8 protein-coding genes are annotated in these 11,986 nt (G+C 64.4%); 3 read left to right on the top strand and 5 right to left on the bottom strand.

Annotation, left to right across the window (positions count from 1 at the left end; translation table 11 throughout):
- Nucleotides 1–12: 12 nt before the first annotated feature.
- Complete coding sequence (locus ACVMIM_RS05615; RefSeq protein ID WP_476110995.1) at nt 13–1,011, top strand: ABC transporter ATP-binding protein; 999 nt, start codon at nt 13–15, stop codon at nt 1,009–1,011.
- A 277-nt stretch (nt 1,012–1,288) separates the two neighbouring features.
- Here the strand turns inward: ACVMIM_RS05615 and ACVMIM_RS05610 are convergent, their stop codons facing one another.
- The 5 genes from ACVMIM_RS05610 to ACVMIM_RS05590 form a co-directional block, all read right to left on the bottom strand.
- The gene (locus tag ACVMIM_RS05610) at nt 1,289–2,134 is read right to left on the bottom strand and encodes a fumarylacetoacetate hydrolase family protein (protein WP_278051028.1); all 846 of its coding nucleotides are present in this window, start codon (nt 2,132–2,134) and stop codon (nt 1,289–1,291) included.
- Nucleotides 2,135–2,308: 174 nt separating this feature from the next.
- Nucleotides 2,309–3,040: an SDR family oxidoreductase gene (locus ACVMIM_RS05605; RefSeq protein ID WP_476110994.1), complete on the bottom strand. Its 732-nt coding sequence runs from the start codon at nt 3,038–3,040 to the stop codon at nt 2,309–2,311.
- A gap of 216 nt (nt 3,041–3,256) precedes the next feature.
- A complete protein-coding gene (locus tag ACVMIM_RS05600; protein ID WP_476110992.1) occupies nt 3,257–5,632 on the bottom strand; it encodes an aldehyde dehydrogenase family protein in 2,376 nt (791 codons plus the stop codon).
- Between the two features lie 166 nt (nt 5,633–5,798).
- Nucleotides 5,799–6,845: a deoxyribose-phosphate aldolase gene (gene deoC / locus ACVMIM_RS05595; protein WP_476110990.1), complete on the bottom strand. Its 1,047-nt coding sequence runs from the start codon at nt 6,843–6,845 to the stop codon at nt 5,799–5,801.
- A gap of 141 nt (nt 6,846–6,986) precedes the next feature.
- Nucleotides 6,987–7,814 (bottom strand): ferredoxin--NADP reductase, encoded by an 828-nt coding sequence (locus ACVMIM_RS05590; RefSeq protein WP_476110989.1) that lies wholly within the window; start codon nt 7,812–7,814, stop codon nt 6,987–6,989.
- A 221-nt stretch (nt 7,815–8,035) separates the two neighbouring features.
- Between ACVMIM_RS05590 and ACVMIM_RS05585 the strand changes: the two genes are divergently transcribed.
- Together ACVMIM_RS05585 and ACVMIM_RS05580 are read left to right on the top strand one after the other, a co-directional pair.
- Nucleotides 8,036–10,108 (top strand): hydantoinase/oxoprolinase family protein, encoded by a 2,073-nt coding sequence (locus ACVMIM_RS05585; RefSeq protein WP_476110988.1) that lies wholly within the window; start codon nt 8,036–8,038, stop codon nt 10,106–10,108.
- A 1-nt stretch (nt 10,109) separates the two neighbouring features.
- Nucleotides 10,110–11,825 (top strand): hydantoinase B/oxoprolinase family protein, encoded by a 1,716-nt coding sequence (locus tag ACVMIM_RS05580; RefSeq protein ID WP_476110987.1) that lies wholly within the window; start codon nt 10,110–10,112, stop codon nt 11,823–11,825.
- Nucleotides 11,826–11,986 lie beyond the last annotated feature (161 nt).

The following is an 11,986-nucleotide window of genomic DNA, read 5'->3' as shown; positions in this document are numbered from 1 at the left end:
AGGAACGAATCCGTGGGCTCGCTGAAGATCGAGAATGTGAAGAAGGCTTTCGGGCCGGTCGAGGTGCTGAAGGGCATCGACCTCGAAGTGACTGATGGCGAGTTCGTCGTCTTCGTCGGCCCGTCCGGCTGCGGAAAATCGACGCTGCTGCGCGTGATCGCCGGGCTGGAGGACTCGACCTCCGGCCGCGTGCTGATCGACGGCGCGGACGTCTCGGTCACGCCGCCGGCGAAACGCGGCATCGCCATGGTATTCCAGACCTATGCGCTCTACCCGCATCTGACGGTGAAGAACAACATGGCGCTGGGCCTCAAGCAGGCCGCCACGCCGGCGGCCGAAATCGAGCGCCGCATCAAGATCGCGTCCGCCATGCTGTCGCTCGAGCCCTATCTCGAACGCCGGCCGGCAGAACTGTCGGGCGGCCAGCGCCAACGCGTCGCCATCGGCCGCGCCGTGGTGCGCGAGCCGAAGCTTTTTCTCTTCGACGAGCCGCTGTCGAATCTCGACGCGGCATTGCGGGTCAACACGAGGCTCGAAATCGCGCAATTGCACCGGCGGCTGAAAGCGACGATGATCTATGTCACGCACGACCAGGTCGAGGCGATGACGCTGGCCGACAAGATCGTGGTGCTGAATGCCGGGCGGATCGAGCAGATCGGCAGCCCTATGGAACTCTACAATGCGCCGGCCAACGAGTTCGTCGCCGGCTTCATCGGCTCGCCGAAGATGAACTTCATCGACGGCGCGCGGCTGGGCGAGACGGCCAAGACCATCGGCGTGCGGCCGGAGCATCTGACGGTCGACGCGAAATCCGGCCCGTGGAAAGGCACGGTGGTGCATGCCGAGCATCTCGGCGCTGATACCAACCTCTATCTCGACTGCGAGAAGGCCGGACTGATCACCGTGCGCATCTTCGGCGTCTACAATGCCGAGCCGGGCGCAACGCTCTACGCGACGCCGGATGCGGCAAAGACATACAGGTTCGGGGCGGATGGGAAGGTGCTGAAGTAGGCGGCGCTTCTTTCCTCTCCCTCCGGAGGGGGGAGAGGTGGCGCCGCGAAGCGGCGACGGAGTGGGGGAAGGCAGTCCTCAAATGCACCGCCGCTGACGACTCACCACAGAGCCTTGATCGTTGCTCAGCTTGAAATAACCGTGGCCGAGCCAGGTCGACCCCCACTCCGTCGAGCTTCGCTCGACACCTCTCCCCCGATCGACGGGGGAGAGGAAGGGCGCGAAACCGCCTTCTCTCCTTCCGGAATACCAAAAGGAGAGAACGGAGAAGTCTGCGCTACTCGTCCGCCTTGAACGTCTGCTTCTGCTGGCCCAATCCTTCGATACCGAGCTCGACGACGTCTCCGGCCTTCAGGAACACCGGCGGCTTCATGCCGAGGCCGACGCCGGGCGGGGTGCCGGTGGAGATGATGTCGCCGGGATGCAGCGACATGAACTGGCTGAGATAGGAGACCAGATACTTCACGCCATAGACCATCGTCTTGGTCGAGCCATTCTGCATGGTCTTGCCGTTGACGGTCAGCCACATCTTGAGGTTCTGCGGGTCGGCGACCTCGTCCTTGGTGACCAGCCACGGGCCGGTCGGGCCGAACGTGTCGCAGGACTTGCCCTTGGTCCACTGGCCCTGGCGCTCGGCCTGGAAGGCGCGCTCCGACACGTCATGCGCGACGCAATAGCCCGCAACATAATCCAGCGCGTCGTCCTCCGAGACGTATTTCGCCGTCTTGCCGATGATCACACCGAGCTCGACTTCCCAGTCGGTCTTGACCGAGCCGCGCGGGATCAGCACGTCGTCATCGGGCCCGACGATCGCGGAGCTTGCCTTCATGAAGATGATCGGCTCCGGCGGCACGGTGGCGCCGGTCTCGGCGGCGTGGTCGGAATAGTTCAGGCCGATGCAGATGAACTTGCCAGTGCCGGCGACGCAGGCGCCCAGGCGCGGCTTGCCGGAGACCACCGGCAGCGACTTCGGATCGAGCCTGGAGAGCATCTCCAGCGAGGCCGGATGAAGCGCCGTGCCGGCGATGTCGGCGACATGAGCGGAAAGGTCACGGATGTTCCCATCCGCATCAAGCAGGCCCGGCTTCTCGCTGCCAGCTTCGCCATAGCGCAACAACTTCATCTCAACTTTCTCCACCTTGCGGCCAAGGGCCGGTTTTGCAAATTCCCGTTAAAGCCAGCGGACCCTAGTCGCCGACCACACCGGCGGCAAGCAAGCCTTGCTGCCATGCCGACCAAATCGTCGAGATTTTCAGACGCTTCGATCCGACCGCCCCGCCGATATCCGAGCCTTTCGTCAGATCGACCAGCCGCCGTCGATATTATAGGCCTGCCCCGACGTGTAGGTGGCGCCGGCAAGGTAGACGGCGAGATCGGCGATTTCTTCCGGCGTGCCGAGCCTGCCCATGGGCTGGCGGGCGATGAAGGCCGCGCGGGCTGCCTCATAGTCGCCCTGCGCATGCATGCGGTCCTGCAGCGACGGGCTTTCGACCGTGCCCGGGCAGATGGCGTTGCAGCGAATGCCCTTGGCGACAAAATCGGCGGCGACCGCTTTGGTCAAGCCAACCACGGCCGCCTTGGTCAGGCCGTAGACGAAGCGGTTCGGCACGCCCTTCTGCGAGCTTGCCAGCGAGGCCATGTTGATGATCGAGCCGTCGCCGCGTTCCAGCATGCCCGGCAGCACGGCGCGGATGGTGCGGATCATCGAACGGACATTGAGATTGATCGCGAAGTCCAGATCCTCGTCCTTCATCTCGAGGATCGAACCGCCATGGACGAAGCCGGCGCAGTTGAACAGGACATCGACGCGCCCGATTTCGGTGAAGGCGGAAGCGACGGCCGCGTCGTTCAGCACGTCGAGCTTGCGGGTCTTGATGCCGGCCGTCTTGCCGAGCTCCGCCAGCAACGGCTCATTGATATCGGTGGCATGAACGATGGCGCCCGCCTTGGCGAAAGCCAGCGCGCTCGCCCGGCCGATGCCTTGCGCCGCCGCGGTAACGACGACCACCTTGCCTGTCAGCTCCGCCATGTTTTTCTCCTCGCCTGCCTGGAGCGTCCGCCTCTACTCGACGGCCGGCCAGGCGTCGTGTGCCAGACAGCCGGCATCGTGCAGTCAGCTTCCGCTTCACATGTAAAGATGTTTTTTCTGGTTAAAGAACACGTGAGCGAGCGTCAAGCCGGAACGCAATCACCATCGCGACAGCGGCCGGAGGACTCCGCCCGCAATCTGCCTCAGCGGGATGCCTCAGTCGCCATAGGGCACCCAGACGTTCTTGACCTCGATGGCGCGGCGCAGGAAGGGCTCGCCGCCGGCCTCGTTCGAGCCCCAGTCGAGCGTGCGGCCATTGCCGGTCCAGACGCGCTTGAGATTGCCGACGGAATCGGCCTCTGCTTTAGCGCAGGTGTCGGCATCGGCGAACACCCAGAGCCCGTCGACATCGTCATGCTTGGCCAGCACGCCGGCGAGTTCGGCGCTGCGGCCGGTGACGATGTTGATGGCGCCGGCAGGCACGTCGGAATACTCGATCACCTGATAGAGATCGGTGGCCAAGAGCGGATGCCGCTCGGAAGGGACAGCGACCACGGTGTTACCCATTGCGAGCGCCGGCGCCACCAGCGAGATGAAGTTGAGCAGCGGCTGGTTGTCCGGCGCGACGATGCCGACGACGCCGACCGGTTCATGCAGCGCAAGCGTCACGACGCGGGCCGGCGGCTGATGGACGCGGCCCTCGAATTTATCGGTGAGGCCGGCATAGAGGAACAGCCGCTCGATCGACTGCTCGACCTCTTCGCGAGCGGCCTTGGCGGTGACGCCGGTGAGTTGCACGAGGCGCGCGGCGAACTCGTCGGCGCGGCCCGACAGGTTCTCGGCGAAATAATAGAGCACCTGGCTGCGGTTATAGGCGGTCGCATCCGGCCAAGCCTTGCAGGCGCGTGCAGCGGCGACGGCGTCGCGGATGTCCTTGCGGTTACCGAGGCCAACCTCGCCGGCAAGCTTCCCTTTGGCAGTGGCGACGGCAAGCGAATAGTTGCCGTCCGGCCGCACCTGCTTGCCGCCGATGAACAGCTTTGCCGTGCGGTCGATCGGCGTGCCGTCGGCCTGCTCGACCGGCTGGGCCGAGCCGGCTGCGGCCGGCTTGACGACAAGCCCGGCCGGCAGCTTCGCCGCCAGATACTCGAACATGCCTTCGTGGCCGCCCTCGCGGCCAAAGCCGCTTTCGCGATAGCCGCCGAAGCCGCAGGCGGCGTCGAACATGTTGGTGCCGTTGACCCAAACGACGCCTGCTTTCAGTTGCGGAGCAACGTGCAAGGCAAGGTTGACGTTCTCGCTCCACACCGAGGCAGCAAGGCCGTAGCGCGTGTTGTTGGCAAGTTCGATCGCTTCCTCGGTGTTGCGGAAGCTCATGGTCGCCAGCACCGGTCCGAACACCTCCTCCTGCGCCAGAATATTAGCCGGCGAAACACCTGTCGCCAGCGTCGGCAGATGATAATACCCTGTCGTCGGCACGGCAGCGTCCGGCTGCCAGCACACCGCGCCCTGCTTCGCCCCCTCGGCGATCAGGCCTCTGACGCGATCGAGCTGGGTGCGATCGACCAGCGGGCCGATATCCGTGTTCTTGTCGAGCGGGCTGCCGACGCGCAGCCGGCTCATCCTGACCTTGACCTTGGCGATGAAGGCCTCCGCTACACCCTCCTGCACAAGCAGGCGCGAGCCGGCGCAGCAAACCTGGCCCTGGTTGAACCAGATGCCGTCGACCAGCCCTTCGACGGCGCTGTCGAGGTCGGCATCCTCGAAGACAATGAAGGCCGACTTGCCACCGAGCTCCAGCGACAGTTTTTTCCCTGAACCGGCCGTCGCCTTGCGGATGATCTTGCCGACTTCGGAGGAGCCGGTGAAGGCGATCTTCTGGACGCCAGGATGGTTGACGATGGCAGCACCCGCCTCAGGCCCGCCCTGGACGATGTTGACGACGCCTTTCGGCACGCCCGCGCGCTCGCAGATCTCGGCGAACAGAATGGCGGTGAGGGGCGTGAATTCGGCAGGCTTCAGCACCACCGTGCAGCCGGCGGCCAAAGCCGGCGCGATCTTCCAGGCCAGCATCAGCAGCGGGAAATTCCACGGGATGACCTGGCCGACGACGCCGACCGGCTTGTGGTCGGGAAAGTCTTTCTCCAGCGTCTGCGCCCAGCCGGCATGATGGATGAAGTGGCGGATCGCCAGCGGCACGTCGATATCGCGGCTCTCGCGGATCGGCTTGCCGTTGTCGATCGATTCCAGCACCGCGAACAGACGCTGGTGGCGCTGCATGGCGCGGCCGACGGCGTAGAGCACTTTCGCTCTGGCATAGCCCGAGCTGGCGCTCCATTTCGGCAGCGCCTTGGCCGCCGCCGCGACCGCGGCGTCGATGTCGGCGGCGCCCGCATCCGAGACCTTGGCAAGCAGCTTGCCGGAGGAAGGCTCGCTGGTGTCGAAGGTCCTGCCGCCGGCGGCTGCCTTCCAGGCGCCGTCGATGAACAGCGCTTTTGAGAAGTCGCGTCCCGCGAGCCAGGCATCGGCCTCGTTGCGGGCTTCCGGCGCCGGGCCATAATCCATGGCGTGATAGCGTTCGAGGATATTCATGGGGCGCCTCCTTTACCCTCCCCCTTGTGGGGAGGGTCGATCGGCAGAGCCGATCGGGGTGGGGGTAAACGATTAGCGGATTGGTGCATTTGACAGGTTGATTTGTTTTTTGGCCCCATCCCGCCGCTCCGCGGCGGCCCTCCCCACAAGGGGGGGAGGGTGGGTGCTAGGCCATCGCGTGGCGGTGGTTGGCCGAATAGTGACCGGTCAAATGATGTTCGAGCTGGCGTTCGATGTCGGTGAGCAGGCTAGAGGCGCCGAAGCGGAACAGGTCCGGTTCCAGCCAGGGCCGGCCGAGTTCTTCCTTCATCAGCACCAGCCAATCGAGCGAGGCTTTGGCGGTGGAAATGCCGCCGGCCGGCTTGAAGCCGATGAGATAGCCGGTTTCCTCGAAATAGGCGCGGATGGCGCGCACCATGGCGAGGCCGACGGGCAGCGTGGCGTTGACGCTTTCCTTGCCGGTCGAGGTCTTGATGAAATCGGCGCCGGCCATCATCGCCACCATGGAGGCAAGCATGACATTGCGCAGCGTGGAAAGGTCGCCGGTGCCGAGGATGACCTTGAGATGGGCGTCGCCGCAGGCGGCCCGCATCGCGACGATCTCGTTGAACAGCTCGCGCCATTTGGCGCCGTAGACCAGGCCGCGCGGAATGACGACGTCGATCTCGTCGGCGCCGTCCTTCACCGAGGCCTCGATCTCCTGCAGGCGAGTCGAGAGCGGGGCAAGGCCGTGCGGGAAAGCCGTGGATACGGCGGCGACATGGATGCCGGTGCCGCGCAGGGCGTCGACCGCGGTGGCGACGAAGGGATGATAGACGCAGACCGCCGCCGGGCGAATGGTTTCGCCTGATATGCCGAGACCCTCGACGATATCGCGACGCAACGGGTTGATCGCCTTGGCGCAGAGCCGGCGCACGCGCTCGTCGGTGTCGTTGGAGTTCAGCGTGGTGAGGTCCATGCAGGCAATGGCACGCAAGAGCCAGGCGGCCTGGTTGTCGGCCTTGATCGAGCGCCGCTTGGTGAGCGTCGCGACGCGACGCTCCAGCGCCGAGCGATTGACGCTGCGCACCGATTCCAGGAAGCCGAGATCGAGCTTCATGCCGGGGTTGCGGGCAATGCCATGTTCCAGCGGCACCGGCGTGTTGGCGGCGGCGCGCGCCGGCAGCGGCATCACCTTGGACGCGCCTGCGCCAGCCTCGCGGATCGTGCTCATCTCCTGCCCTTCCATTCAGCGACCTCAGCCGAAGATAACCCGTGAAGCGATGCTTCACGAGTCCTTCAAAGGCTCATAGCGGAAAAAGGCGGCAAAAGCAGTAGATTTTTGACCGTATGGTCAAAACGCGAAGACGCGCCCTCAGCCGACGAAGGCGCGTTCGACGACGAAGCTTGCCGGGTGGCTCAAGGAACCTTCCTGGAACCCGAGGCTTTCGGCGAGTTCCTTGACGTCCTTCAGCATGTGCATCGAGCCGCAGATCATGATGCGGTCGGTCTCGGGATTGAGCTTCTCGATGCCAAGGTCGGAATAGAATTTGCCTGAGCCGATCAGCGCGGTGATGCGGCCCATGCGCGCCGATTCCTCGCGGGTCGTCGAATTGTAGAGCGTGACACGGCCGCCGGTCAGCTCACCGATCAGCGGGTCGCTCTCGAGCCCGGCCACCAGCTCCTGGCCATAGGTGAGCTCGGCATTATCGCGGCAGGTGTGGGTGAGGATGACCTCGTCGAATTTCTCGTAGGTATCGGGATCGCGCAGCAGGCTGGCGAAAGGCGCGATGCCGGTGCCGGTCGAGATCATGATCACGCGCTTGGCGGGCGTCAGCGCGTCCAGCACCAGCGTGCCGGTCGCCTTCTGGCGCATGATGACGGTGTCGCCGACCTCAATCTTCTGCAGTTCGGAGGTCAGCGGACCGTCCGGCACCTTGATCGAAAAGAATTCGAGCTCGTCGTCCCAAGCGGGGCTTGCGACCGAATAGGCGCGAAAGATCGGCTTCTCGGCATTGGGCAGGCCGATCATGACGAACTCGCCGGAGCGGAAGCGCAGCGACTGCGGGCGGGTGATGCGGAAGGAGAACAGCCGGTCGGTATAGTGCTTCACCGACACCACGGTCTCGGCATAGACATTGGCCGGGATCGGGAACTGCAGCGGCTTGGCGCCGGCGACGTTCAATGCGGATGTCGTGTTCATTCCAACCCAACTTTCCGGCCCAGACGGAACATACCGGGCGCCAAATTTCTCCTGCGCGTCCGAACGGTCAGGTTCCGAGGCGCTCCTCACACACTGCCAAGCGGTAAGCTCTTGTGTCGGGAATTTATTAGTATACAAATGATCTTGAGGTCAAGATGGCGACGTAAAACGCCTTTCCAAACCGAGGTATATCCGTAGTCCTGGTATTTCGGGTTTCGGCAATGAATGAGAAATTTTCGGCGTCGGCCGGAAGCGTCGTGGCTGGCATCGATGTCGGCGGAACCTTCACCGATCTGCTTTTGATCGACGGCAAGGCGGGCGGCAAGGTGCATATCGCCAAGACGCCGACCACGGTGGAAAACCAGGCCTTCGGCGTGGTCGCCGCGCTTGGCGCGACCGGCTTTCCGATCGACGGCATCGACCTCATCGTTCACGGCACGACGACCACGACCAACGCCGTGCTGGAACGCCGCCTGGCGCGGACCGGCATGATCACCACGCGAGGCTTTCGCGACGTGATCGAGCTTGGCCGCCGCACAAGGCCGCAGGCCTATGGTATGACAGGCACGTTTGTCCCCGTCATTCCCCGCGACCTTCGGCTCGAAGTGTCGGAACGAGTCGAGGCGTCCGGCGCCGTGCGCATTCCACTTGACGAAGCCGAGATGCGCGATGCGGTGAAGAAGCTGCTCGCCGCGGGCTGCGAGTCGCTGGTCATCCACTTCCTGCATTCCTACGCCAACCCGTCGCATGAGCAGCGCGCCGCCGAGATCGCGGCAGAGCTCTGGCCGAACGGGCACATCACCACCGGACATGCGCTGCTGTCGGAGGCGCGCGAGTTCGAGCGCGGCGTTACGGCCGCCGTCAACGCCTCGGTGCAGCCGATTCTGGAGCGCTATATCGAGCGGTTGCGCAAGGAGCTGGCGGCAAAAGGCTACGCGCGCGACTTCCTGATCATGAACGGCAATGGCGGCATGATCTCGGCCCGCTTCGTCACGCTGGAATCGGCCAAGACCGTGATGTCCGGTCCCGCCTCCGGGGTGATCGCCGCCGCCTATACCGGAAAACGCGCCGGCTTCGGCAATCTCGTCACCTACGACATGGGCGGCACCTCGACCGACGTGGCGCTGATCCGCAATGCCGAGCCCGCCGTGTCGAACGAAATCGAGATCGAATATGCGATGCCGATCCATGTGCCGATGGTGGCGGTGCACACGGTCGGTGCCGGCGGCGGCTCGATCGCGCGCGTCGATGCGGCCGGGCTGATACAGATCGGCCCTGAAAGCGCCGGCGCAAACCCAGGCCCGATCTGCTACGGGCGCGGCGGCACGGAGCCGACCATCACCGACGCCAATCTGGTGCTCGGCCGCCTGGCGCCGAAGAAGCTGCTCGCGGTCGACAATCCGGTCACGGTCGAGCGCGTGACCAGTGTTTTCGAAGACAAGATCGGCAAGCGCAGTGGTCTCTCCGGCGTCGAAGCCGCGGGCGCCGTGCTCAGGCTCGGCAACATGAAGATGGCGGGCGCGATCCGTATGGTGTCCGTCTCGCGCGGCCATGACCCGCGCGATTTCGCGCTGTTCGCCTTCGGCGGCGCCGGGCCGCTGCATGCGACGGCGCTTGCCCGCGAGCTCGGCCTGCCGCGCGTGCTTGTGCCGGCGCGGCCGGGCATCACCAACGCGCTCGGCTGCGTCGTCGCCGATTTGCGCCACGACTTCGTCAACACGGTCAATCAGCCCGTTAAGCTGCTCGACGAAACTACGCTTCGCGAGGTGTTGGAACGGCACCGTAACGAAGGCGAGGCACTGATCGCCAAGGAAGCGGTGAAGCCGGACGCGATCCGCGTCACCCATTCGGCCGACATGCAGTTCGTCGGACAGACGCATATCATCAACGTGCCGCTACCCTCCTCGTCGGTTTCACGAGAAACACTGCAGGAATTGTTCGAAAAGGCCTATTTCGCCCGCTTCAAGGTCGAGTTGCCGGAAATCCGCGCCAACCTCGTCAACCTCAACACCTCCGTCACCGGCGTGCGGCCCCAGATCGACCTATCGCGGCTGATCGACCCTGCAGGACGCGCGGCGACGCTCGAAGAGGCGCGGCGCGAGATCCGGCCGGTCTGGTATAATGGGCACTGGCACGACACGCCGGTCTATGCGCGTGAAAAGCTGCCGCTGGACGCCGTCATTGACGGCCCTGCGATCCTGGAACAGATGGACGCCACCACGGTGCTGGAGCCCGGCGACCATGCGCGCTCGGACGCCGACGGCAACATTATCATCGACATCGGCGAGGCTTGAAATGGCAAAGCTCGACACGATCACGCTTTCGGTGCTGCAGGCCGCCCTGCAGCAGGTGTGTGACGAGATGGACCTGGCCTTCTCGCGCGCGGCCTTCTCGCCAGTCATCGCCGAGGCCAATGACCGTTCGGACGGCATCTACTCGGCCGTCGACGGCTCGCTGATCGCGCAAGGCAGCCAGGGCCTGCCGGTGTTCGTCGGCGTCATGCAATATTCGACCAGGACGGTGATCGAGATGATCGCCGACGGCCGCTGCCTGCCACCGGAACCGGACGACATCTACATCGTCAACGATCCCTATCTCGGCGGCACGCATCTGATGGATGTGCGCTTCGTCATGCCGGTCTATCGGGGCGGCAAGATCTTCTGCTGGCTGTCCAACACCGGACACTGGCCGGATATCGGCGGCTCGGTGCCGGGCGGCTTTTCGGCCTCGGCCACAGCGGTCGAACAGGAAGGCTTGCGACTGCCGCCGGTAAAGCTGTTCAAGAGGGGCGTGCTCGATCCAGAGATCTACGCCATCATCTGCTCGAACATCCGCGTCGCCGACCAGCGTATCGGCGATATCCGCGCCCAGGCCGCCGCACTGCTGATCGGACAGGACAGGCTCAATGAAATTCTCGATCGTTACGGTGACGAAACTGTTGTCGAGGCTGTCGCGGAGTTGCGCCGCCGCGCCGCCGAGCAGATGCGCGCCTCGATCGCTGTCATACCTGACGGTGTCTATCGCTCGCAGGCCTTCGTCGATTCCGACGGTGTGGTGAACGAACCGCTGACGATCAATCTCGCCGTCGAGAAGAGGGACGACACGCTGACCTTCGATTTTGCCGGCTCATCGAAGCCTTGTGCAGGACCGATGAACAGCGTGCTGGCGACGACCCTGTCGTCGGTCTATCTCGCCATGCGCCATATCTTTCCTGAGGTGCCGATCAGCGCCGGCGCCTTCGAGCCGCTGATCGTCAAGCGGCCGGAAGGCACGTTCCTCGACGCGAAATATCCGCGCCCCGTTTCCGGTTGCGCGGCGGAGGTTTCGCAGCGCATCGCCGAGGCCGTGTTCGCCGCGATGGTGCAGGCACTGCCGGATAAGGTTACGGCGGCGCCCGCCGGCTCCAGCGGCAATTTCGCGCTCGGCGGCAACGATCCGGCGCGCGGGCGCGACTACGTCATGTACCAGATCTCGGGCGGTGGCTATGGCGGCAATGCCGGCCATGACGGGTTGAGCAATGGCTGCTCGACCATCGGCATTTCGAAATCGCCGCCGGTCGAGATCATGGAGCAGGCGTTCCCGGTGCTCTACCGGCATTACGCGCTGCGCGAGGGCTCGGGCGGCGCGGGAAAACATCGCGGCGGCTTCGGGCTCGCCTATGAAGTCGAGATCCTGCGCGGTGAAGCCCGCGCGTCCTTCGTCATGGATCACGGCCGCTTCGGCCCGCAGGGCGCGCTCGGCGGCAAGGACGGCGCGCCGAACAGCGTGACCGTGTTCCGGGACGGCGAAGCCCATGTGCCGCCGCATCTTTCCAAGGAACAGGACATCGCGCTCAAAGCCGGCGACCGCGTGCGGGTCGGCACGCCGGGCGGCGGCGGTTATGGCGATCCGCGCGAGCGCGATCCAAGGCAGGTCGCCGAGGATGTCAGGCTCGGCTACTATACGGCCGAGCAGGCCAGGGAGATGTTCGGCGCCGTTGTTCCGTCAGCGCCGTCCACCTTTCAAGTATAGTTCGTACATATTACATATCGCTAATGTTATTCGGGTTGAGCGCTTCAAACACCAAGCAATCGGATAATGATATATTAAGTAAACAACTATAGATAGAACCTCTATAGCGTTTCGGGGGACGCACATGGGGCTATCCGGCGATTTACTTGGGGACGCAAGTT

The sequence above is a fragment of the Mesorhizobium sp. USDA 4413 genome (assembly GCF_056280365.1).
The sequence above is the reverse complement of the archived record's forward strand: the minus strand, read 5'-3'. Positions and strand labels throughout refer to the sequence as shown.